Origin of the sequence: Streptomyces sp. HSG2, from assembly GCF_016598575.1 — a bacterium.
Taxonomy (GTDB): Bacteria; Actinomycetota; Actinomycetes; order Streptomycetales; family Streptomycetaceae; genus Streptomyces.
Genome location: NZ_CP066801.1, coordinates 1,240,671 through 1,263,738 on the forward strand (window position 1 = coordinate 1,240,671; position 23,068 = coordinate 1,263,738).

Sequence of the window (23,068 nt, forward strand, 5' to 3'; positions counted from 1 at the left end):
ACTGTGCTGGAATTCCACGGACCGCCGCGGAATCGAGCCGGCGCACGGGGCGCCGAGCAGCGCCGAGGGTGGCGGACACGAGGGGGGAGCGAGCGCCGGTCACCCACGATCAACAAGGGGGCGTGTTCAGGGCGCCCCACGACGCCGACATAGTGCTCGGCCGCTGAAGCGGCGGGCGCCTGGTCCAGAGGTTGCGACGCTAGTGCAGGGACGTTTCAAGAGGGATGGCAACGCTCCGGCGGATCCGGAGCACGGCGGGACCGGCCCGATGGCCGCCAATGCCTCGCCCCAGCACGGCCGGAACCACACTCAGGCTCCTCCCGCCGACGACGAGCGCCCCGCTGGGGCGGCGCACGGGGAGGATCCGACACCCGGGAAGTCGGCGGCGAAGAAGTCGAAGGACCCGACCGGCCACGGTTCGCGAATAGCCCTTCGGAACTGGCGCATCTCCACCCGACTCGTCTCGCTCCTGGCGCTGCCCGTGGTCGCGGCCACCTCGCTGGGCGCACTGCGCATCAACGAGTCCATGGAGAACATGCAGCAGCTCGACAACATGAAGCTGCTGACGGAGATGACCAAGCAGGCCACCGAGCTCGCGGCGGCCCTCCAAGAGGAACGGGACCAGTCGGCGGGCCCGTTGGCCCACGGTTCGAGCGCCAGCGCGGCCATCATCGAGGGCGACCGCGAGAAGACCGACCGGGCCCGGGACAACTTCCTCGCCGGCTCCGACGCGCTCGACGAGGCCGCGCAGGACGGCCGTCTGGAAGGTGTCCGCGAGACCGTCGTGGGCCTGGCTCGCGACCTCAACGGCCTCAACCGGATCCGGACCGGCGCCTACGAGTCCGAGGGCAACTCGACCCAGACCGTCGAGGCCTACCACCGTCTCATCACCAACCTGCTCGACCTCTCGCAGGACATGGCGGAGGCCACCAGCAATCCGGAGATGATCCAGCGGACCCGAGCCCTGGCCGCGTTCTCCTCGGCCAAGGAGTACGCCTCCGTCCAACGTGCGGTGATCGCGGCGGCCTTGCCCGCCAACAACAGCACGTACGGCGAGCTCTCGGAGAACGACCGGCTCTACGCCGAGGCGGCACTCCAGGGGCAGCGCTCGGACATTCGCAGCTTCACCGGCATCTACGGGGCGGGTGCCGAGGACCTCCTCCAGCCCATCACCCAGGGCAGCCCCACCATCGAGGCCGCCGATCAGTACGCCAGCCGGGCGCTGGCCGACGACAGCGGTTTGGAATCGCAGGAGAAGCGCTCCTACCAGGACTGGATCGACGAAAGCTCGACCAAGATCCAGCAAATGGCGAACATCGAGAGCACGCTGCTCCAGGAGATGGAGCAGAAGGCCCGCGAGCTGCGGAGCGTCTCCGAACGCGAGGCGATCATCTCCGGCGCGCTGATCCTGATCGTGCTCGGCGTATCCCTGGTCGGCGCCTTCGTCGTGGCCCGTTCCATGATTCGCTCGCTGCGTCGGCTGGAGGACACCGCGACGAGGGTCGCCTCCGACCGCCTTCCCGAACTGGTCAAGCAGCTCTCGGAGTCCGACCCCCAGGACGTCGACACCTCGGTGGAGTCCGTCGGCGTCCACTCCCGCGACGAGATCGGTCGGGTGGCCGCGGCGTTCGACGACGTGCACCGCGAGGCCGTCCGACTCGCCGCCGAGCAGGCGCTGCTGCGGGGCAACGTCAACGCCATGTTCACCAACCTGTCCCGCCGCTCCCAGGGCCTGATTCAGCGTCAGTTGTCGCTGATCTCGGAGCTGGAGTCGCGAGAGGCCGACCCGGACCAGCTGTCCTCGCTGTTCAAGCTCGACCACCTCGCCACCCGCATGCGCCGCAACGGCGAGAACCTCCTGGTCCTGGCGGGCGAGGAGCCGGGGCGCCGGTGGACCCGCCCCGTGCCACTGGTCGACGTGCTCCGCGCCGCCGCCTCCGAGGTGGAACAGTACGAGCGGATCGAACTCTCCTCGGTGCCCACCACCCAGGTGGCCGGCCGCGTGGTCAACGACCTCGTGCACCTGCTGGCCGAGCTGCTGGAGAACGCCACGTCGTTCTCTTCTCCGCAGACCAAGGTGAAGGTCACCGGACACGCGCTGCCCGACGGCCGGGTCCTGATCGAGATCCACGACACCGGCATCGGCCTCTCCCCCGAGGACCTCGCGGCGATCAACGAACGCCTGGCGTCGCCGCCCACCGTGGACGTGTCCGTCTCCCGCCGTATGGGCCTCTTCGTGGTCGGCCGCCTGTCCCAACGACATGGCATCCGGATCCAGTTGCGTCCGTCCGACTCCGGGGGCACCACCGCTCTGGTGATGCTGCCCGTCGACGTCGCACAGGGCGAGAAGAGGCCGCCGGCCAGGACGGGGCACCCCGGTTCAGGTGGTGGTCCGGCCGCCGCCCAGGCGGCGGCCGGCGCCGCCGCGGCCCGACGCGCGGCCGGTGGCGGCAAGGCCGGACCCACCCTCGGCCCGGGACGACCCGGCGCCGGCACGCTCGGCGCCGGACAGGGACCCCGGCCTGCGTTGCCCGGCAGCGGCGGCGCATCGGGAAGCGCACCGGACCACCGATCTCCGACCGTTCCCGCACCGCCGCGGGACCAGCGGCCCCCACGACCGACCAGCGCCGACAACGGGCTCGGCCGGCCTCTGGAGGCACCCGAGAGCCACCCGGGCGCGGGGCCCCGAACGCCCCAGGTCCCCCTGGTCCCGGACGCCTTCGGCGGGCGGGACCAGGCCCAGGGAGGCGACACCGCCCACGCGGGCGGTCCGGACGCCCGTCGGCGGCCGGTCGGACCCGCCGGGCCACCGGCCGAACTGCCGGCCGGCGTGCCGCAGCCGCGCGTTCCCGACTGGGGGGCCGAGGCCGCGCCACCGACGAAGCCACACGTCTCGCCGGACGCCCAGCGCGACCACCTGGAGCCCGAGGACACGCACCGCCCGCCCCGACACCGCCTCGACCCGGCCGCCACGGCCGAGTTGCCGGCCGTGCCCGAGTACGGCACGCCGTCGGATGCCGGCTCCACCGCCCGGCACGCCCGTCACGAGACCGACCAACCAGCCACCGGAACCACGTTCGGCTCCACGGGCTCCGAGAGCGCGCCCGAGGGGCCGGGAGCGGCGACCGGGGAACGGGAGAGCGGCGACTACGTCCGGTCGGACGTCTTCGGCACTCCCGGCCACCAGAGCCCGTCCCACTCCCCGGAGCGGGGCGACGTCCGCCACGAGGACGCACACGGCGCGTCCGCGGCGGCGGTCGACTCCCGGGGTCCGTCGTCCTACGATCACGCCGCCACCGGCGAGTTCCAGGCGGCCCGGCCCTACGACAACGGCACCCACCAGGGCCTCGGGAGCCCGGGCGGGCTCGCCGACGCCGATCTCTCGGAGGGGCTGCCGCCGGCGAGCGGTCCGGGAGACGGACGCACCCCGCTGTACGACACGCTGGAGACCAACTGGTTCCGCGGCGAACGGCGGGCGCGACCGCAGGGCACCGACCCCGCGCCGGCCGAGCCTCGGGCCGAGACGCCGGAGGAGCCCTCCGCGCCGTCCGGCGCGCCGCAGACGTCTTCCTGGCGCAGTTCGCCCAACGACGATCTCGTCCGGCAGGCGGAGCGGGTCCGACAGCCCTCGGCCGGTGGTGTCACCACCTCCGGCCTGCCGCGCCGGGTGCCCCGGGCGAACCTCGTGCCGGGCACCGCGGAGCAGCAGGCGAGCGGCGGCGGTCCACAGGTCTCCCGGGCGCCGGACGATGTGCGGGGCCGACTGACCAACCTTCGTCGCGGTATCGCACAGGGTCGCCAGGCCGGTCCCCAGCAGACCGGCACCAACCCGCGGCCCACTCACCAGCAGGAGCGATAGTTGAGCCCGATGAGCCAGGCGGCACAGAACCTGAACTGGTTGATCACGAATTTCGTGGACAGCACACCGGGGGTGTCCCACACCGTCGTCGTGTCCGCCGACGGACTTCTCCTGGCGATGTCCGAGGGGTTCCCCAGGGACCGAGCGGACCAGTTGGCGGCCGTCGCCTCGGGGCTGACCTCGCTGACCGCCGGCGCGTCCCGGATATTCGAGGGCGGCACCGTGGCCCAGACGGTCGTCGAGATGGAGCGTGGCTTCCTGTTCCTGATGTCCGTCTCGGACGGCTCCTCCCTGGCCGTCCTCGCCCACCCGGAGTGCGACATAGGCCTCGTAGGCTACGAGATGGCGCTCCTCGTCGATCGCGCGGGCGCGGTCCTCACCCCGGACCTGCGCGCCGAGCTGCAAGGCAGTCTGCTTCACTGACCGACCCGGCACCACTCGTCCCAGCCCTCACCGTCCGGCCGCCACGACCCCCACCGGCCCCGCTAGACGGCACGACCGACCGACTTGCTGTCCCGCCCGGAGGATCCATGACCCCGCCCACCGCCTCTCATGATCCGTACGCGGAACCGTACGAGGACGAGGGCGACCAGCCGCTGGTACGTCCCTACGCGATGACCGGCGGCCGGACGCGGCCCCGCTACCAACTCGCCATCGAGGCGCTGATCAGCACGACGGCCGACCCGGCGGCGCTCATGGGGCTGCTCCCGGAGCATCAGCGCATCTGCCATCTCTGCAGGGAGGTGAAGTCGGTGGCCGAGGTCTCGGCGCTCTTGGCGATGCCTCTCGGTGTCGCCAGGATCCTGGTCGCGGACCTCGCCGAGGCGGGTCTCGTCGCCATCCACCAACCGGGCGGCGACGAGAGCAACGGCGGCGCTCCGGACGTGACTCTGCTCGAAAGGGTGCTCAGTGGACTTCGCAAGCTCTGACGGGGGTCGCTCCACCACCTCCGCGAAGATCGTGGTGGCGGGCGGCTTCGGCGTGGGTAAGACCACGTTCGTCGGCGCCGTCTCGGAGATCAACCCGCTGCGCACCGAGGCCGTCATGACCTCCGCCTCGGCAGGCATCGACGACCTCACCCACACCGGGGACAAGACCACCACCACGGTCGCCATGGACTTCGGCCGCATCACACTCGACCAGGACCTCATCCTCTACCTGTTCGGCACCCCCGGACAGGACCGCTTCTGGTTCATGTGGGACGACCTCGTCCGCGGCGCCATCGGCGCCGTCGTCCTCGTCGACACCCGACGCCTCGCCGACTGCTTCCCCGCCGTCGACTACTTCGAGAACTCCGGGCTCCCCTTCGTCATCGCCCTCAACGGCTTCGACGGAAACCAGCCCTACACCCCCGACGAAGTCCGCGAAGCCCTCCAGATCGGCCCCGACACCCCCATCATCACCACCGACGCCCGCCACCGCGCCGACGCCAAATCCGCCCTCATCACCCTCGTCGAACACGCCCTCATGGCACGACTCCGCTGAACCTCGCGGACGGCCGCACGGGTCTGGCAGTCAAGTGTGGAGCGCCAGCCGGAAGTTGCCGTGGACGGGGGAGGGTCGACCGCGTCGTGGGACGAGGGTCGGCCCTCCCCGTTCATAACGTTTCGGCAGAGGAATCGCGGGCAGGAGACACGCGTCGCGCACATGTGGTCTCGCTGCGCTCACATTCCCCCGCCTTTTGACGTCCCTCGCTCTGTATGACCGATTTTTCGATGCCGCGCCGGGCTCGCCGGTCCCCGACGTACTGTTTGGAAGAGCCCTGGTCGGCGTGCTGGAATGCCAGAACTGCCCCGTGCGCCGAGACGTTTGCGACGCCGGCTCGTACGTGAGGGCGCAGGGGAGGCTGAGACATCGCGGCACGAGGTAGGTGCCGACCGCCGAGAGGTTGTTGGTCGAGTGAGGCGAAGCAAGAAGGGACCCGAGCCCTCGGCTCGGGGCAACTTCACCCCGCCGTCGCGCGCGGCGACGGCCGCCCCCGGTCCCGACGACGCGTCCGAGGACCGTCCCGCTCCTCCGCGGGGCCGTCGACTCGGCCCCCGCAACTGGCGGGTGGCCACCCGGCTGAACGCCATCCTGCTCATACCCGCGCTGGTAGCCCTCGTCATGGGGGGCTTCCAGGTGAAGGGGTCGGTCGACACCTGGCGGGACGCCGAGGCCGCCGAGCACACCGCCCGACTGGTGCGCGCCGCTCTCACCTACGCCGACGCCCTGTACATCGAGCGTGACGTCTCCGCCGCGCCGCTGCTGCGAGGCGACACGGACGATCCGGCGGTCGGCGAGGCCCGCGCGGCCACGGATCGGGCGGCCGAGGTCTTCGACCGGGAGGTGCTGGACATGCCCGACCAGCCCGGCCTCCGGCGGCGGCTGCAACTCCTTCGCGAGCAGGAACCCAAGCTGGAGTCCCTGCGCGCCGCCGCCTACACCTCCGAGCTCAAGGGCGTCGAGACGCAGGAGGGCTACCTGCGGATCGCCCACCCCCTGACCGAGTTCGCGAACGAGCTGGGCCTCGGCACGGGGAACGTCACCTCCTACGGCCGCACGGTCTACGCCATGTCGCTGACCAAGTCGGCCCTGTCGCTGCAACGCTCCATCGGCACGCAGCTCCTCGTCGAGCCGGGGCCCGACCCGGGTCATCTGGCCGCCCAGCGTGTCGCCCTCTCCTCGTACGCCTACCTGGAGCGCGTGGCGATCGAGGAGTACGTGGGCGGTGGCACCGAGGAGGACGCCCGGAGGCTGGAGGAGGCACAGGCGAAGCTGGCGGAGGACAGCGTGTCCCTGGTCCAGGAGGCGGAGGCCGCCGACCCGGACTATGTGCCCCCACCGACCAATCCGGCGACGATGGTGACCGAGGTCGCGCTCCTGGAGTCCACGGACGAGGCCGAGCGGGTCGCCTTGGCCGCCCAGGGCATCACCCCGGAGAACTGGTGGGCCGTCACCACCCTGCGTTTTGACGCCTATCGGGCCCTGGAGGCCGATCTGGCCGACCGCGCGGTGTCCGAGGCATCCGGGATCGCCGACGCCGCCGAGCGGGACACCTACATCACCGGTGCCGTGGTCGTGGTCGCGCTCCTGGCGGCGTTCGTCCTCGCGGGGATGGTGGCGCGGCAGATGAGCCGTTCCATGCGGCGCCTGCGCAACGCGGCCTTCGGCGTCGCCGAGGAGCGTCTGCCGTTGCTGGTCGACCAGTTGTCCCGGACCGACCCGGGTCGCGTGGACACCCGGGTCCCCCCGATCGCCGTGGAATCCACCGACGAGATCGGCGAGGTCGCCCGCGCCTTCGACCGGGTCCACCGCGAGGCGGTACGACTGGCAGCCGAGCAGGCCATGCTGCGGGGCAACATCAACGCGATCTTCACCAACCTCTCGCGACGCAACCAGTCCCTCATCGAGGGGCAGTTGAACCTGATCACGGAGCTGGAGAACAGCGAAGCGGATCCGGACCAGTTGCAGAGCCTCTTCAAGCTGGACCACCTCGCCACCAGGATGCGGCGCAACGGCGAGAACCTCCTGGTCCTCGCCGGCCAGGAGCCCGGGCGCCGCTGGGACCAACCGGTCCCACTGGTCGACGTCCTCCGTGCGGCGTCGTCCGAGGTGGAGCAGTACGAGCGAATCGAGCTGTCGGGTGTCCCCGAGGCGGACATCCACGGTCGGGCCGTGACCGACCTGGTCCATCTCCTCGCCGAACTGCTGGAGAACGCGACCACGTTCTCCTCCCCGCAGACCAAGGTCAGGGTCACGGCGACCCGGCTGCCCGACGACCGCCTGATGATCGAGATCCACGACAAGGGCATCGGGCTGACCGCCGAGGACTTCGCCGACATCAACCACCGGCTCGCCAACCCGCCGACGGTGGACGCGACCATCTCCCAGCGGATGGGACTCTTCGTGGTGGGTCGGCTGGCCGAGCGACACGACATCCGCGTTCAACTGCGCCCCTCCGGAGAGCAGGCGGGCACCACCTCGCTGGTGATGCTGCCCGACGCGATCACTCACGGCGGGGGTGGCGAAGGGGCGGACGGCGACGAGTTCACCGTGTCCCAGATGATCCCGGAGCAGGTGGCCGGAGGCGAGGACTTCGGTCGGCCCACGCGCACCGCCGCCGAACTGGGCTTCGACGACAGCCGTTACGCGCCCGCCCCCGGGGACGCCGACGCCTCCGCACCGAGGGTCGGTCCGCCGCCCCGGCAGGCTCCGCCCGACGTGACGGCCGTCCCGGTCGCGGGAGACGCGGGCCCGACGCCACCCGGCGGGGGTTTCACGTCCCCGCCGTTCCTGGACGAGCGGCCGGGTCGGACCGACGACCAGTACGCGGCGTCGGCGGGCCGGGAGGACCCGGCCGGCCACGGCGGGGCGCGCCGCCCCGACCACCCGGAACAGCCCTTCGGCGAGCGGACGTACCCGCGGGATCCGTACGGGGAGCGGTCCTACGACGCGGGGACCCACGGCCATCCGCCTCACCTCGCCGAGCGGGACGGGCAAGGGTCGTGGGGGCACGCTCCCGATGCGACGACGCCGACCGCGGGCCCCGCCCCGACTCCCGCCGGCCCGCGGCCGACACTCGACGCCCCGGGGCATCCTCCGTCCGGTCGACACCCGGACGACCTCGTCGGTTTCCCCGACCACGGCTCCGGCGCCGCGGGCGCGTATGCCACCGGCGCCGGTGGGGCCGAGTCGACGCGGGCCGCTGACGGGAGCGCCACGAACGGCGTAGGCTTCGGGAGTCCCCTGCCGGAGGAGTCGGCCGGGCACACGCTGACCGACGCCGGACTGCCGCGCCGCGGTTCCCCCGCGAACGGCGCGGGCGACGCGCGGCGGGTGGACACCGTCCCACCGGCCCCCGCGGCGACCACCGGACACGGCTCGCGGGCGGGGAACGACGAACGCTGGCAACAGGCGTCGGCGTTGAGGAAGCCGAAGGCGGGCGGGGTGACCTCCTCCGGCCTTCCTCGGCGGGTGCCCAGGGCCAATCTGGTCGAGGGCGCCGCCGAAACCACCTCCCAGGGAGGCCCTCAGGTCTCCCGCGCCCCGGAGGACGTCCGGGGCAGGCTGAGCAACCTGCGACGCGGCGTCCAACGAGGCCGCACCGCAGGCAGTGAAACGAACGGCCAGGGCCTCGGTCCTGACAGCACCTACGACCAGGAGCGTTAGTGTGAGCCCGATGAGCCAGGCGGCACAGAACCTGAACTGGTTGATCACCAACTTCGTGGAGAACACCCCGGGGGTGTCCCACACGGTGGTGGTCTCCGCCGATGGACTCCTTCTGGCGATGTCCGAAGGCTTCCCGCGCGACCGCGCCGATCAACTCGCGGCGGTCGCCTCCGGCCTGACCTCGCTGACCGCGGGTGCCTCGCGCATCTTCGAGGGCGGCAGCGTCAATCAGACGGTCGTGGAGATGGAGCGGGGTTTCCTCTTCATCATGTCCATCTCCGACGGCTCCTCGTTGGCGGTGCTCGCGCACCCCGAGGCGGACATCGGTCTCATCGGGTACGAGATGGCCCTCCTGGTCGATCGCGCCGGAACGGTCCTGACGCCCGACCTGCGTGCCGAGTTGCAGGGGAGCCTTCTCAACTGACGAGCGGGCGGTGCGTTTCGTCCGCCCCCGGGCCGAAGGCTTTCGGGACGCGGCTCCACGGTGTTGGATGCCAGACACAGTCGGAGGAGGAGAACGTGGCGACATACCCGGACGGACCGTCCTCGGAGACGTGGTCGTACGGCCCCGACCGGGGTCGGGACGACAGGTCGACGACCCCGTACGGCCACCCGCACACGCCCGGCCCCCGACGGCCGCAGGCTCCCACGGAGCGCGGCCCCGTGTCGTACGGCCGATCTCCGGCGCCGCACGACCACGTCGCGTGGCCTCGGCGCCACGACGGCGAACCGACGCCGACGGAGGCGTCCCACAGTCCCTTGGTACGCCCGTACGCCATGACGGGCGGGCGTACCAAGCCGCGGTACCAGCTCGCCTTGGAGGCGCTGGTGCACACCATCGCGCAGCCGCACCAGATGCAGGGCCAGTTGCCCGAGCATCAGCGGATCTGCCAGCTCTGCCGGGAGATCAAGTCGGTGGCCGAGGTCTCGGCGCTGCTGACCATCCCTCTCGGTGTGGCCAGGATCCTCGTCGCCGATTTGGCGGAGGCGGGCCTGGTCGCCATCCATCAGCCCGGCGGCGACGAGGTCGCCGGCGGCCAGCCAGACGTGACACTGCTCGAAAGGGTGCTCAGTGGACTTCGCAAGCTCTAGCGGCGGTCCTTCCCGCTCCACCACCTCCGCGAAGATCGTGGTGGCGGGCGGCTTCGGCGTGGGCAAGACCACGTTCGTCGGCGCCGTCTCGGAGATCAACCCGCTGCGCACCGAGGCCGTCATGACCTCCGCCTCGGCAGGCATCGACGACCTCACCCACACCGGGGACAAGACCACCACCACGGTCGCCATGGACTTCGGCCGCATCACACTCGACCAGGACCTCATCCTCTACCTGTTCGGCACCCCCGGACAGGACCGCTTCTGGTTCATGTGGGACGACCTCGTCCGCGGCGCCATCGGCGCCGTCGTCCTCGTCGACACCCGACGCCTCGCCGACTGCTTCCCCGCCGTCGACTACTTCGAGAACTCCGGGCTCCCCTTCGTCATCGCCCTCAACGGCTTCGACGGAAACCAGCCCTACACCCCCGACGAAGTCCGCGAAGCCCTCCAGATCGGCCCCGACACCCCCATCATCACCACCGACGCCCGCCACCGCGCCGACGCCAAATCCGCCCTCATCACCCTCGTCGAACACGCCCTCATGGCACGACTGCGCTAGGGCGTGTCCGGGCGCCGGGCAGCCGGCCGTGTCGACGAGAGGAGCGGTGCCCCTCGCTGGTCGGGGGCACCGCTCTTCGTCGTCAGCGCCAGCTGTGCGGGGCGCGGAAACCCGGTTCGCGCTCCAGGCGTCGCCAACCCGCGCGGACCGGACCGCCTGCACGGACCGCCGCCGGCTCGGCGGGGCCGGCCCCGGCGCGGGCCAACAGCACGGCGGTGATGGCCGCGACCTCCTCGGGGCCCGCGAGGCCCTTCTCGACCCTGATGTCGGGCAGTTTCATGTCGGTCTCCGTGGGACAGGGCCCCGCGAGGGTGTCGCGCGCACGGCGGGGCTGGGGCGGGGTGGCTACTGCGGGGGGTTGCCGTGCTTGCGCGAGGGCAGGTCGGCGTGCTTGTCCTGGAGCATCGCCAGCGAGGAGACGAGCACTTCTCGCGTCTCGGCCGGATCGATCACATCGTCCACGAGGCCGCGCTCGGCCGCGTAGTACGGATGCATCAACTCGGCCCGGTACTCCTTGACCATGGTCTGGCGCATCTCGTCGGGGTCCTCGGCCTCGGCGATCTGCCGCCGGAAGATGACGTTCGCGGCGCCCTCCGCGCCCATCACGGCGATCTCGTTGGTCGGCCAGGCGTAGGTCAGGTCGGCCCCGATCGACTGGCTGTCCATGACGATGTAGGCACCGCCGTAGGCCTTGCGCAGGATCAGCGAGATCCGCGGCACGGTGGCGTTGCAGTAGGCGTAGAGCAGCTTCGCGCCGTGTCGGATGATCCCGCCGTGCTCCTGGTCGACGCCCGGGAGGAAACCCGGCACGTCGAGGAAGGTGACGATGGGGATGTTGAAGGCATCGCACATCTGAACGAAGCGGGCGGCCTTCTCACTGGCCTCGATGTCCAGCACGCCCGCCAGCGTCTGCGGCTGGTTGGCGACGATGCCCACGACCCGCCCGTCGAGTCGTGCCAGGGCGCACACCACGTTGCGCGCCCAGCGCTCGTGGACCTCCAGGAACTCGCCGTCGTCGACGATCTCCTCGATGACCTTGGTCATGTCGTAGGGTCGGTTGCCGTCCGCGGGGACCAGATCGAGCAGGGTGTCCGAACGGCGGTCGACAGGGTCGTTCGACGGTGCCGCCGGCGGGTTCTCACGGTTGTTCTGCGGCAGCAGCGACAGAAGGTATCGGACCTCGGCGAGGCAGGTCTCCTCGTCGTCGTAGGCGAAGTGGCAGACCCCGGAGGTCTCCGCGTGCACGTCGGCGCCGCCCAGCCCGTTCTGGGTGATCTCCTCACCGGTGACCGCCTTGACCACGTCGGGCCCGGTGATGAACATCTGCGAGGTGTCGCGGACCATGAAGACGAAGTCCGTCAGGGCCGGGCTGTAGGCGGCCCCGCCCGCGCACGGCCCCAGCATCACGCTGATCTGCGGGATGACACCGCTGGCCCGGGTGTTGCGCTGGAAGATGCCGCCGTAGCCCGCCAGGGCGCTGACGCCCTCCTGGATCCGGGCGCCGGCGCCGTCGTTGAGGGAGACCAGCGGAGCGCCCGCGGCGATGGCCATGTCCATGATCTTGTGGATCTTGGTGGCGTGAGCCTCGCCCAGGGCGCCGCCGAAGATCCGGAAGTCGTGGGCGTAGACGAAGACGGTGCGGCCCTCCACCGTGCCCCATCCGGTGACCACGCCGTCCGTGTAGGGCTTCTTCTGTTCCAGGCCGAAACCCGTCGCCCGATGCCGACGCAGCTGCTCCACCTCGCGGAAGGAGCCGGCGTCGACGAGCAGCTCGATCCGCTCGCGCGCGGTCAGCTTGCCTTTGGCATGCTGCGCCTGCGTCGCCCTCTCGCTCGGTCCCGCCAGCGCCTGCGCACGGATCCCGTGCAGTTCGGCCACCCGCCCCCGCGCATCCGAAGGCTCGCTCGGCACCTCATCCAAAACGGTCATGTAGCGACCTTACGAAGTCGACCAAGAATTGCCAGCCGTCCACTCCGTACAGTCTCCGACGGGTTTTCCTGGTCCCCTTGGACAGAACCGGCGTGACATGCAGCCTTCTCGACTGCCCCGCACCCGTCGGCGTTGTGGGAATAAGACAAAGGAGGCCACTCTCCTCCGTGGCCCGACCGGCGGCGGCGCGCTCGACCGACCGAGCGACGGCCCGATGCGACACGCGCACCCGGCCCCTGCCCCGCACTCACCCGAAGCGGTGCAGCAGCCGACGATACAGGGCCGGCGCGACGCCTCGGACCCGGGCCGGCAGCGCCACCCAGCCGGGGACGTGGACGTCGTCCCGCCCCTGCAGCACCGCCCGCCAGACGGCGTCCGCGACCCGGTCGGGCGGCGTCGGTCGGGGGTGGGAACGTTGGTAGGGCGTGCCCCGGCGGTCGAAGAACGCGGTGGCCACCGGACCGGGCACCACGTGCGTCACGCCCACCCCGCTCCCCCGCAGCTCCTGGCGCAGCGCCTCGGCGAACGCCGCGATCCCGGCTTTGCTGGCCGAGTACACGGCCTCCTCGCGCACGCCGACCACGCCGGCGACGGAACCCACCAGCACCAGGCGCCCCCGTCCGGCGGCCACCATCGCGGGCAGTACCTCACGCACCAGGCGGAGCGTCGCACCCAGGTTGACGTCGAGCACCTCCTCCAAGGCCGCCGGCGGCATCTCGGTGAATCGTCCTGCCCAGCCGACGCCCGCGCCGGCGACCAGCAGGTCGATCCGCCCCTCGGCCGCGAGCGCGGACCGGGCCAGGCGACGAGGCCCCTCGGGGGCCGCGAGATCGACAGGCAGGGCCAGCCCCGACGTGCCGGCCGCGGTCCCCGCCAACCGTGCCGGGTCGCGACCGCTGAGCAGCGTCCGCCACCCCTCCGCGGCGAGGCGACGCGCGGTGGCGGCGCCGATTCCGGAGGAGGCGCCGGTGACGAGGGCCACCGGTCGGTCCGTCGGATCGATGTGGCGGAACGACGCGGACGAGGCGGTGGAGAGCGGGGCTGTCTGGCTCACAGGGCGGTCTCCCGGGCGGCGGTGCTCGGCTGTCAGGAGCCAATCACACCGGCGGCCGGCCGGCGCGCCGACTCCACCCTGGGGGTCCGGCGGGTGCGCCAGCCGGCGGTACGGCCGGTGCGTGCCCGGCGGTGGCGGGATACGTAGGGAGGTACCCCGCGCGTTCCGGTTCTCTCCGCTCCGGATCGCCACCGATCCGTGCCGAGGTGACCCATGCGTGTGCTGCTCGTCCACCCCAGCGCCCTGATGTACTCGGAGATCTTCCTGCGACTCGAACCCCTGGGCCTCGAACGGGTGGCGGGGGCGGCCCGGGACGCGGGCCACGAGGTGCGCGTGGTGGACTTGCAGGTGTTGGGCACGGACCGGCTCCGCTCCGAGGTGCGCTCGTTCCGACCCGAGGCTCTGGGCGTCTCCCTGAACTACCTCGCCAACATCCCCGAGGCCATCACCCTGGCCCGGGCGGTCAAGCGGGAACTGCCCGACTGCTTCGTCTTCCTCGGCGGCCACAGCGTCTCGTTCGTCGCCGAGGAAGTGCTCGAACAGGCCGCCGGCTCGGTGGACGCGGTGGTGCGGGGCGAGGGGGAGCCGGTGATGGCCCCGCTGCTCAGAGCGGTGCGGGAGGGGGGCGTGGAGGGGGTGCCGGGCATCGTGACACCGTCCGGCCGGGGGCCCGGACCGATCATGCTGCACAGCATCGACGACCCGCTTCCGGCCCGGGACCTGATGCGCAACCGACGCAGGTACTTCATCGGCGAGCTGGATCCGTGCGCCTCGATCGAGTTCACCCGGGGCTGCCCCTGGGACTGTTCGTTCTGCTCCGCTTGGACGTTCTACGGCCGCAGCTACCGCAAGGCGTCGGCCGAGGCGGCGGCCGAGGACCTCGCGCGGATCCGGGAGCCGAACGTGTTCATCGTGGACGACGTCGCCTTCATCCGACCCGAGCACGGCGACGCCATCGCCGCCGAGGTCGAGCGGCGCGGCATCCGGAAGCGGTACTACCTGGAGACCCGCAGCGACGTGCTGTTGCGCCACCCGGAGGTGTTCGAGCGATGGTCCCGGCTGGGGCTGCGCTACATGTTCCTCGGGATGGAGGCCATCGACGCCGAAGGGCTCGACCTCTTCCGCAAGAGGATCAGCCCGGACGAGAACTTCCGGGCCCTGGAGACCGCCCGACGGATCGGCATCCAGGTGGCCATCAACCTGATCGTGGATCCGGCGTGGGACGAGGAACGGTTCCGTGTCGTGCGCGAGTTCGCCCTGTCCGTGCCGGAGATCGTGCACTTCACGGTGATGACGCCGTACCCCGGAACGGAGATCTGGCACACCGAGTCGCGTCGGCTCACCACGCGGGACTACCGGCTCTTCGACATCCAGCACGCCGTGGTCCCGACGACGTTGCCTCTCGAACACTTCTACGAGGAGCTGGTCCGGACCCAGGCGGTGATCAACCGGAAACACCTGGGGATGCGCACGGCGTTCGGGGCGGCGCGCGTACTCGGCCGCAACCTGCTGCACGGCCAGACCAACTTCGCCCGGATGCTCTGGAAGTTCAACCGGGTCTACAACCCGCGCCGGCAGATCGCCGACCACGCGATGCCCGTCCGCTACGAGTTGCCGCTACCCCAGCGGGTCGACGTGGGCGACCGCCGTCGGCTGTACATCCACGATCGGGCGGATTCGCGAGGACACCGGCGGCAAGGAGCGGACGAGTGAGCGCGCGACCCCGATGACCGTCGCCGTGCTCGCGTCGCTCGCCGCCGGCCTGTGCTTCGCCGTGGCCGGTGTGCTGCAGCAGCGGGCGGCCGGAGCCCGTCCCGACGAGGAGGCGCTGTCCCCCCGGTTGTTGAAGCACCTGCTCGGCGACCGACTCTGGCTGCGGGGCATCGGTCTGGCCGTCCTCGCGTACGGCTTCCAGTCCCTCGCGCTGGCCTTCGGGCCGCTGAGCCTGGTGCAACCGCTGATCGTGACAGAGCTCCTCTTCGCGGTGCCGCTGTCGGCCCACCTTCACCGGACGCGCCTCGGGGCCCGGGAGTGGTTCGGCACCCTCGCCGTGGCCTGCGGCTTGGCCTTGGCCCTGTTCTCGGCCCGCCCCCGGGGCGGGAACGCGACCGCCTCCCTGTCGGCCTGGGTGCTGGTGGTCGGGGCGACGATCGCGCTGGTGGCGTCGGCCCTGACGCTGGCCCGCTCGCTGCCCTCGGGGCCGTGGCGCGCCTCGGCGGTGGCGCTGGCGGCGGGTGCCCTGATGGGAACCCAGTCGGTCCTCCTGGCGGCCACGGTCGAGCACCTGGAGCGCGGCCTGGTCGCGACACTGGCCGCCTGGCAGACCTATGCCCTGGTCCTCGCCAGCGTGGGCGGCCTGCTCTTGATCCAGAGCGCCTTCCAGCAGGGCCCGCTCGCCGCGAGCCTGACCGTCATCGACGCCACCGAGCCCGTGGTGGCCGTCACCGTGGGGGTCCTGGTGTTCGGCGAGGCGGTGCGCGGCGGTTGGCCGGTGACGGCGGTGACCGTCGCCGGCCTGGTGCTCGTGGTTGCGGGCATCGCCGCACTCGACTCCTCCCCACTGGTAGCTGCCCTGCACGGTGACCAACGGGCCCGCGCGAGGCGCGCCTGAGCGTCGGCGCTCACGCTGCCCGAGGAGCGCGCGGGGCTCCGGACGCCGCCGCGGGGAACCAGGCGGGGAGGAGGTCCTCGGCGAGCACGCGATCCCAGGAGGGGTGTCGCTCCTGGGAGGTCGTGGCGGCGGCTCGACGGACCGCGGCGAGCCGCCGTGGGTGGTCGACCAGGCCGCACAGGGCGTCCGCCCAGTCCTCGGCGTCGTCCCGTCCCACGACGATGCCGTCCGTCCCCGGTTCGGCCAGCCAACCTGTGGTGGCGGCGCCGTCGGGGAGGACGACCGCGAGGCCACTGGCCATCGCCTCGGCGACGACGTTGCCCACGGTCTCGGTACGGGAGGGGAACGCGAAGACGTCGCACCCCGCGTAGACTTCGGCAAGACGCTCCTGCGGCAGCGGCCCGAGCAGCGTCGCGTCGGAACCGAGCGTCGCGCGCACGGCGTCCTCCTCCGCCCCCGCGCCCGCGAGCACCAGGTGGGCGCGCCGGCCTCGACCGCGCAGCAACCGGAGGCTGTCGGTGAGCAGTGGCAACCCCTTGGAGTCGTCGAGTCGTCCGGCGAACACGACCAGGGGTCGGTCGGCGGGGACGCCGTGCTCCCGGACCAGTCTGTCGCGGGCCCCCGGCCGGGGTCGGAACCGCTCGTGGTCCAGTCCGCGGCGCAGGGGACGCACCCGATCGGCCCCCAGGTCCCCCGCGAGTTCCGCGCGGCCGGCCGCGGTCGGAGACAACACCAGGTCGCAGCCGCGCAGCAGTCGGTCGCGTCGTCGTCGCATCCACTGCTCGGCGTGCCGAGCGGTGAGGCCCGCGAGGGTCCGTACCGGCGCCCGCTCACCGGCCGGGAGACGGCGTTCGGCCAGGTAGCGGGTGTAGACGCCGATCAGCGCGGGCACGTCGGTGTGCACCGAGGCCACCAGCCGCGGGCGGTGCGGCACTCGTCCGGCCAGATGGGCGGCGGTGGTCGCGTACGCGAAGCCGTGGGTGAGGTGCCAGACGTCGTGGCGTGGGAGCAAGGCGGCCAGGCGGGGATGGTAGGGAGCCAGATCGGTGACGTCCTCCGCCCCGACCGCCGACGTCAGCGCCCCGCTGCCCAACACGGGCCGCAGCATCACGAAGCGCACGTGGGGGGCGAGAGTCTCCACGCGTTCCCGGTCTCCGAGGAAGTAGACGGTCAGGTCGGGCGGTCGACCGCCGGGAACGCCGTCGACGTGCCCCGTGAGCCGGGCCGCGCTCTCGGCGAAGCGCTCCCAGCACTTGATGTGGCCGCCTGACGTGCCGACGCGCGCCAGCTCGACCAGGATGGCGATCGAGGACACCACCGGCGGGTACCACCCGCCGGGCGGCCCAACCACGTCTTCACGCGCGTGGGCCCGGGAATCGCGTCCGGACGAGCCCGGGACTCGACCCTCGGCGCGGTGTGAGGGCGTCCGGGTCGGGTCGCGGCGCGAGCACACCCGCCCGAGCACCACAGGAGGTCACCGTGAACACGTCCGCCGGAACCGATCCGACCGCCCTCACCGGCGAGTACACCCTCGACCCGGCGCACACCACGATCGGGTTCCTGGCACGCCACGCCATGGTCACCAATGTCAAGGGCGAGTTCCGCGAGTTCAGCGGCGTCCTGCGGCTCGACGGTGCCGACCCGACGCGGTCCGGTGCCTCCCTGGACGTGGTGATGGACAGCATCGACACCGGCAACGCCGAACGTGACGGGCACCTGCGCAGCGCGGACTTCTTCCGGACGGAGGAGTTCCCCGTGATGACCTTCCGGTCCACCTCGGCGGAGGCGCTGGGCGGCGAGGACTACCGTGTCACCGGCGACCTGACGATCCTGGGCAGGACCCGACCGATCATCGTCGATCTGGAGTTCAACGGCGCCGCCAGGGATCCCTTCGGCAACGAGCGGGTCGGCTTCGAGGGCCGGGCCGAGCTGCTTCGCTCGGAGTGGGGACTGACCTGGAACGCGGCCCTGGAGACGGGTGGGGTCCTGGTGTCCGACCGGATTCGGCTGCGCCTGGACGTGTCGGCGATCAAGAAAACCTGAAGTCGGAGCGGGGACGCCGGGGACCTTGGAAGGGGCTTACGGCGGGTCTCAGAAGCCGCCGAAGTCGCCGCCCCCGAAACCACCGCCCCCGAAGTCGCCGCCTCCGAAACCGCCCCCGAAGTCGTCGGAGCCGAAGTCGGCGCCGGAGACGTCGCCGCCCTCGTAGTCCCCGAAGTCGCCGTACCCGGAGCCGTAGTCGGCGGCGTAGGCGGGGCTCGCCATCATGCTCCCGAGCATGGTGCCCAGCAGAAGGCCGGGCAGAATACCGCCGCCGAAGTACCCACCGACCCAGGGGCCGTAGGCGGGACCGGCCTCCCAGTAGGGGCGCCGTCCGGACTCGGTGTCCACCTCCCGGACCATGGGGTCGAGTCCATCGGCGAGGCGTGCCCGGTCGGCCGCGCAGACCGGGACCTGGCGCGGGGCCCCGCCGGCGGGCGTCCACTCGATGTCCGCGTCCGAGGGGCCGTGCCGCGGGTCGAAGAAGCAGGGCGGCCGACGCTCGGGGAGCGCTCGCCCCTGGCGGCGCGCGGCGAGTCGCGCCAAGGCGAAACGCCCCTCCTCCAGTTCCTCCGTCACCGTGCGCACGTCCTCGGGACGGCCCGCGCGGGCCATGGCCCTCTTGGCCTGTTCGTACGCGTCCAGCGACCGCGCGTAGTCGGCCCGCCGGGCGTCGTCGGCACCTGGCTCCGCGGGGTGGAAGTCGAGGCGGTCCAGTTCCTCGCCGAACGCCGTGATGTCCTCGTCGACGACCACCCGCAGCCTCTCGAGCGCCTCGCGCCGCGCCTCCTCGTGTCGCCGCCGGTTGCGGCGCACGACCGCGTAGACCCCGACGGCCCCGGCGGCCAGGAACGCACCCGTGGTGATCAGTCCGGCGACCGGCGTGCCATCGGCCGCGGAGCCTCCGCCCCAACCGCTCGGGCCCGACCCTCCCAGGTCGCCGCGGAGGGCGTTGTCGACGAAACCGTTGAGCTGAGCGTCGGCGTCGCCGGTCCCCTGTGCCGCGGCGACCAGGTTCCGCACGCCGTCGGTTCCGAGGACGCCGGAGTCCGCCCGGGCGTCGAACCGGTCTCCCAGTCGGACGCCGTAGAGCCCGGTGACGCCGGTCTCGGTGCTCAGGTTCCGGAAGAGGTCCTCGGTCGGATAGTCCCCGGGGAGGACCACGACGAAGATCGGCTCGTCGGCGGTCTCGATCTTCTCCGCGAGCGCGTCGGCGTCCGTCGAGGAGAGCACGTCGGAGGCGTCCGGGTCCACGTACACGGGGCTCTCGCGCAGGGCCTGGCCGACCTCGGAGAGATCGGTGGCGGCGTAGGCCCCGGTGGCGCCGACCGCCAGCATCGCCAAGGCGGCGACGGCCGGAACGACGACGAAGCGGATCAGAAGCCGTTTCCACGTGACCTTCATAGTTCGAAAGTACCCGAACAGCGAAGAAAGCGGAGATCCCAGGGGGGACCGACGAGCCGCCGGGCGGCGGCCACCGGGCCTCAGCCGGTGGGGACGACCCCCGCACGGAGCAGGCCGTAGGTGTAGGCGTCCTCCAACGCCTGCCAGGAAGCGGCGATCACGTTGTCGGCGACCCCCACCGTCGACCACTCCGCCTCGCCGTCGGAGGTCGTGATCAACACGCGGGTGGTGGACTGGGTTCCGTGCCGACCCTCCAGGATGCGGACCTTGTAGTCGACCAGGTCCAGCCGGACCAGTTCGGGATGGATCCGCTCCAGCGCGACCCTGAGGGCCCGGTCCAGGGCGTTGACCGGACCGTTGCCCTCGGCCGTGGCGACGATCCTCTCGCCCTTGGCCCACAGCTTGACCGTGGCCTCGTTGGCGTGGCTGCCGTCGGGCCTGTCCTCGGCGATGGCCCGCCAGGACTCGGTGCGGAAGTACCGGAGCGGGCCGCCCGCCACCTCGGCCCGCAGCAGCAGCTCGAAGCTGGCGTCGGCGGCTTCGTAGGTGTAGCCGGCCGACTCCCTCTCCTTGACCCGGGCGACCACCCGGCCCACCAACTCCCGGTCATCGCCCAGGTCGATGCCGAGTTCCCGCCCCTTGAGCTCGACGGAGGCGCGCCCGGCCATGTCGGACACCAACGTCCGCATCGTGTTGCCGACCCGCTCGGGGTCGATGTGCTGGTACAGGTCGGGGTCCACCTTGATGGCGGAGGCGTGCAGTCCGGCCTTGTGCGCGAACGCGGACACGCCGACGTAGGGCTGGTGGGTGGGCGGGGTGAAGTTGGCGATCTCGGCGATGGCGTGCGAGATCCGTGTCGCCTCCCGCAACCGCCCCTCGGGCAGCACGCGCTTGCCGTACTTCAGCTCCAGCGCCGCGACGACCGGGAAGAGATCGGCGTTCCCGACGCGTTCCCCGTAGCCGTTGGCCGTGCACTGGACGTGCGTGGCGCCCGCGTCGACGGCGGCGAGGGTGTTGGCGACGGCACACCCGGCGTCGTCCTGGGCGTGGACGCCGAGCCGGGCGCCGGTGTCGGCCAGCACTGTGGCGACCACCGCCCGTACCTGCGCCGGCAGCATCCCCCCATTGGTGTCGCACAGCACCACGACATCGGCGCCCGCACCGGCCGCCGCGCGAACGACCTCTTTGGCGTACTCGGGGTCGGCGCGATATCCGTCGAAGAAGTGCTCGCAGTCGACGAAGACCCTTCGGCCTCGCGAGGTGAGATGCCGGACCGTGTCGCGGACCATCTCCAGGTTCTCCTCCGGGGTGGTGCGCAGGGCCACCTCGACGTGACGGACGTGAGCCTTGGCCACCAGCGTGACCACCGGGGCCTCGGATCGCAGGAGCGCCTCGACCTGCGCGTCCTCGGCGGCGGTGGTTCCGGCGCGGCGGGTGGCTCCGAAGGCGACAAGCCGGGCGTGGCGGAACGTGATCTCCCGCCGGGCCCGGGCGAAGAACTCGGTGTCACGAGGGTTGGCGCCGGGCCAACCGCCCTCGACGAACCCCACGCCGAAGTCGTCGAGGTGGCGGGCGATGGCCAACTTGTCCGCCACCGTGAGGTTGACGCCTTCGCGCTGCGCGCCGTCGCGCAGGGTGGTGTCGAAGACGTGGAACGCGTCGTCGAGAGCACGGGGTGCGGTCATGGGTCGAGGGCTCCTGTGAGAGGTGCGAATTTCCGGATTAGCCGATTCCGCCTCGGTCCGTGACCTCTCGCGCTCCGCTCGCCGACTGTCGGTGGGCCGGAAAACGAAAAAACCCCTCGCGGGTGCGAGAGGTCTGCGCGCGGGTCTGGGACGACGGTGGCCGCCCGTACCGGGTCGTACGGGGCGGTCACTACGGACCGGCGCGCCTGCTGCCAATCATCGTGGCGAACGAGAGCACGCCATGAGTCAACCACAGTTCACGCCCGATGCCGGACTTGTCTCAACATGTGGGCCGAGCACCGAGGCCGCTCCGGCCCGACCCCTCTGCCCGACGCCGGCCGGGCCGCGTACGCCCACCTCGGTGCCCGTCCGGGTCCGGCCGGGCACCGAGGTGGGCGCGCCCCCTGGGGGCGAGGTGTGGTCAGAGGACCCGGTGCATCCAGCCGTGCCGGTCCTCCGCGGCGCCCCGCTGGATGTCGAGCAGGGCCCGGCGCAGCCGCATGGTGACCGGGCCCGGCTCTCCGCCACTGTGCCGCCACTCCGCGCCCGTCCGCTTCACGGTGCCCACCGGGGTGATCACCGCGGCGGTGCCGCAGGCGAAGACCTCCGTGAGGGCGCCGCTCTCGCCGTCCCGCTGCCACTGATCGAGGGCGATCCGGTCCTCCTCCGCCTCGTAGCCGAGGTCCCGGGCCACCGTGAGCAGCGAGTCACGGGTGACGCCCTCCAGGAACGAGCCGGTGAGCGAGGGGGTGACGATCCGGTCCCCGTACACGAAGTACAGGTTCATCCCGCCGAGCTCCTCGACCCAGCGGCGCTCCGCCGCGTCGAGGTAGCAGACCTGGTCGCAGCCCTCCGCCGCGGCCTCGGCCTGGGCGCGCAGCGACGCCGCGTAGTTGCCGCCGGTCTTGGCGTCTCCCATGCCTCCGGGCACGGCACGGACCCGGTCCTCGGAGACCCAGATCGACACCGGCTTGACCCCGCTCGGGAAGTAGGAACCCGCGGGCGAGGCGATGACCAGGAAGAGGTACTCGGAGGCGGGCCGGACCCCGAGGCCCACCTCGGAGGCGATCATGAACGGGCGCAGGTAGAGGGAGCCCTCCCCTCCGTGGTCGGGCACCCAGGCCCTGTCCTGACGCACCAGGACGTCACACGCCTCGACGAACGTCTCCACCGGCAGCTCGGGCATGCCGAGCCTGCGCGCGGACGACCGGAACCGCCGGGCGTTGCGCTCCGGACGGAAAGTCGCGACGGACCCGTCGGGCCGACGGTAGGCCTTCAGCCCCTCGAAGATCTCCTGCGCGTAGTGCAGGACCATGGTGGCCGGGTCGAGGGCGAGCGGCCCGTAGGGGACGAGTTCGCCGTCATGCCACCCGCGCCCCTCGCTCCACTTGATCGTCACCATGTGGTCGGTGAAGTGCCGGCCGAACCCGGGCTCGGCCAGGATCTCGCGCCGCTCGGCGTCCGAACGCGGGTGAGCGGAGGGCTTGAGCACGATCGTGGGCGTCGTCATGGATGTGATGTCCTTCGCGGGTCGTCGTGACGGGCCGCGGTCACGCCCGCACGGCCGGCGGGCCAGTACGAGGACGTCCGAGCATTTCCTCTTGTCGCGGCTTTGTGTCCGATTATCGCGCGTGGCCCTCCACCCGTGAAGCGGGGTGGGCGAGAGGTGTCCCGACGCCGA

Annotated in this window: 18 protein-coding genes; 11 read left to right on the forward strand and 7 right to left on the reverse strand. The window is 71.8% G+C overall.

Translation table 11 applies throughout. From position 1 onward, the window contains the following. The first annotated feature begins 202 nt into the window (after positions 1-202). The 8 genes from JEK78_RS04945 (at position 203) to JEK78_RS04980 (ending at position 10,664) form a co-directional block, all read left to right on the forward strand. Positions 203-3,859: a nitrate- and nitrite sensing domain-containing protein gene (locus JEK78_RS04945; RefSeq protein WP_200262878.1), complete on the forward strand. Its 3,657-nt coding sequence runs from the start codon at positions 203-205 to the stop codon at positions 3,857-3,859. Positions 3,860-3,868: 9 nt separating this feature from the next. Next, positions 3,869-4,282, forward strand: coding sequence for a roadblock/LC7 domain-containing protein (locus JEK78_RS04950; RefSeq protein WP_200262879.1), 414 nt, complete (start codon positions 3,869-3,871; stop codon positions 4,280-4,282). 107 nt (positions 4,283-4,389) lie between these two features. After that, positions 4,390-4,788, forward strand: coding sequence for a DUF742 domain-containing protein (locus tag JEK78_RS04955; protein WP_200262880.1), 399 nt, complete (start codon positions 4,390-4,392; stop codon positions 4,786-4,788). After that, complete coding sequence (locus tag JEK78_RS04960; RefSeq protein WP_200262881.1) at positions 4,769-5,344, forward strand: ATP/GTP-binding protein; 576 nt, start codon at positions 4,769-4,771, stop codon at positions 5,342-5,344. The genes JEK78_RS04955 and JEK78_RS04960 overlap by 20 nt, the downstream gene beginning before the upstream one ends. A gap of 414 nt (positions 5,345-5,758) precedes the next feature. After that, on the forward strand, positions 5,759-9,010 hold the full coding sequence (locus tag JEK78_RS04965; RefSeq protein ID WP_200262882.1) for a sensor histidine kinase: 3,252 nt from the start codon (positions 5,759-5,761) through the stop codon (positions 9,008-9,010). Positions 9,011-9,020: 10 nt separating this feature from the next. Next, positions 9,021-9,434 carry a roadblock/LC7 domain-containing protein gene (locus tag JEK78_RS04970; protein ID WP_055421938.1) on the forward strand — a complete coding sequence of 138 codons (414 nt, stop codon included), beginning with the start codon at positions 9,021-9,023 and terminating at the stop codon, positions 9,432-9,434. Between the two features lie 95 nt (positions 9,435-9,529). Continuing rightward, a complete protein-coding gene (locus JEK78_RS04975; protein ID WP_200262883.1) occupies positions 9,530-10,102 on the forward strand; it encodes a DUF742 domain-containing protein in 573 nt (190 codons plus the stop codon). Then, positions 10,083-10,664, forward strand: coding sequence for an ATP/GTP-binding protein (locus JEK78_RS04980; protein WP_200262884.1), 582 nt, complete (start codon positions 10,083-10,085; stop codon positions 10,662-10,664). Before JEK78_RS04975 ends, JEK78_RS04980 begins: the two co-directional genes overlap by 20 nt. Positions 10,665-10,746: 82 nt before the next feature. On the opposite strand, the gene JEK78_RS04985 is transcribed toward JEK78_RS04980, so the two are convergent. From JEK78_RS04985 to JEK78_RS04995, 3 genes are all read right to left on the reverse strand, one after another. Further along, on the reverse strand, positions 10,747-10,944 hold the full coding sequence (locus tag JEK78_RS04985) for an acyl-CoA carboxylase subunit epsilon (RefSeq protein ID WP_200262885.1): 198 nt from the start codon (positions 10,942-10,944) through the stop codon (positions 10,747-10,749). Positions 10,945-11,009: 65 nt separating this feature from the next. Then, positions 11,010-12,593 carry an acyl-CoA carboxylase subunit beta gene (locus JEK78_RS04990; RefSeq protein WP_200262886.1) on the reverse strand — a complete coding sequence of 528 codons (1,584 nt, stop codon included), beginning with the start codon at positions 12,591-12,593 and terminating at the stop codon, positions 11,010-11,012. Positions 12,594-12,840: 247 nt separating this feature from the next. After that, entirely contained in the window at positions 12,841-13,596 is a 756-nt protein-coding gene (locus tag JEK78_RS04995) for an SDR family NAD(P)-dependent oxidoreductase (protein ID WP_242483362.1), read from the reverse strand. 264 nt (positions 13,597-13,860) lie between these two features. Between JEK78_RS04995 and hpnR the strand changes: the two genes are divergently transcribed. After that, positions 13,861-15,360: a hopanoid C-3 methylase HpnR gene (hpnR, locus tag JEK78_RS05000; protein ID WP_200262887.1), complete on the forward strand. Its 1,500-nt coding sequence runs from the start codon at positions 13,861-13,863 to the stop codon at positions 15,358-15,360. A 13-nt stretch (positions 15,361-15,373) separates the two neighbouring features. Continuing rightward, positions 15,374-16,258, forward strand: coding sequence for a DMT family transporter (locus tag JEK78_RS05005; RefSeq protein WP_200262888.1), 885 nt, complete (start codon positions 15,374-15,376; stop codon positions 16,256-16,258). A gap of 10 nt (positions 16,259-16,268) precedes the next feature. Here the strand turns inward: JEK78_RS05005 and JEK78_RS05010 are convergent, their stop codons facing one another. Next, on the reverse strand, positions 16,269-17,573 hold the full coding sequence (locus JEK78_RS05010; RefSeq protein WP_200262890.1) for a glycosyltransferase: 1,305 nt from the start codon (positions 17,571-17,573) through the stop codon (positions 16,269-16,271). A gap of 164 nt (positions 17,574-17,737) precedes the next feature. On the opposite strand from JEK78_RS05010, the gene JEK78_RS05015 reads away from it, so the two are divergent. Further along, a complete protein-coding gene (locus tag JEK78_RS05015; protein WP_200262892.1) occupies positions 17,738-18,301 on the forward strand; it encodes a YceI family protein in 564 nt (187 codons plus the stop codon). A 48-nt stretch (positions 18,302-18,349) separates the two neighbouring features. On the opposite strand, the gene JEK78_RS05020 is transcribed toward JEK78_RS05015, so the two are convergent. The 3 genes from JEK78_RS05020 to JEK78_RS05030 all read right to left on the reverse strand — a co-directional run bounded on the left by JEK78_RS05020 (position 18,350) and on the right by JEK78_RS05030 (position 22,897). Continuing rightward, positions 18,350-19,702: a hypothetical protein gene (locus JEK78_RS05020; protein ID WP_200262893.1), complete on the reverse strand. Its 1,353-nt coding sequence runs from the start codon at positions 19,700-19,702 to the stop codon at positions 18,350-18,352. A gap of 80 nt (positions 19,703-19,782) precedes the next feature. Then, positions 19,783-21,387, reverse strand: coding sequence for a citramalate synthase (gene cimA, locus JEK78_RS05025; RefSeq protein ID WP_200262894.1), 1,605 nt, complete (start codon positions 21,385-21,387; stop codon positions 19,783-19,785). 421 nt (positions 21,388-21,808) lie between these two features. Continuing rightward, positions 21,809-22,897, reverse strand: coding sequence for a branched-chain amino acid aminotransferase (locus tag JEK78_RS05030; protein ID WP_200262895.1), 1,089 nt, complete (start codon positions 22,895-22,897; stop codon positions 21,809-21,811). Positions 22,898-23,068: the final 171 nt, after the last annotated feature.

Excerpts from the sequence above, each read along its gene's own strand:
- JEK78_RS04950 (WP_200262879.1), top strand. The coding sequence starts at position 3,869 with ATGAGCCAGGCGGCACAGAACCTGAACTGGTTGATCACGAATTTCGTG.
- JEK78_RS04955 (WP_200262880.1), top strand. The coding sequence starts at position 4,390 with ATGACCCCGCCCACCGCCTCTCATGATCCGTACGCGGAACCGTACGAG.
- JEK78_RS04970 (WP_055421938.1), top strand. The coding sequence starts at position 9,021 with ATGAGCCAGGCGGCACAGAACCTGAACTGGTTGATCACCAACTTCGTG.
- JEK78_RS04985 (WP_200262885.1), bottom strand. The coding sequence starts at position 10,944 with ATGAAACTGCCCGACATCAGGGTCGAGAAGGGCCTCGCGGGCCCCGAG.
- JEK78_RS04990 (WP_200262886.1), bottom strand. The coding sequence starts at position 12,593 with ATGACCGTTTTGGATGAGGTGCCGAGCGAGCCTTCGGATGCGCGGGGG.
- hpnR (WP_200262887.1), top strand. The coding sequence starts at position 13,861 with ATGCGTGTGCTGCTCGTCCACCCCAGCGCCCTGATGTACTCGGAGATC.
- JEK78_RS05005 (WP_200262888.1), top strand. The coding sequence starts at position 15,374 with ATGACCGTCGCCGTGCTCGCGTCGCTCGCCGCCGGCCTGTGCTTCGCC.
- JEK78_RS05020 (WP_200262893.1), bottom strand. The coding sequence starts at position 19,702 with ATGAAGGTCACGTGGAAACGGCTTCTGATCCGCTTCGTCGTCGTTCCG.
- cimA (WP_200262894.1), bottom strand. The coding sequence starts at position 21,387 with ATGACCGCACCCCGTGCTCTCGACGACGCGTTCCACGTCTTCGACACC.
- JEK78_RS05030 (WP_200262895.1), bottom strand. The coding sequence starts at position 22,897 with ATGACGACGCCCACGATCGTGCTCAAGCCCTCCGCTCACCCGCGTTCG.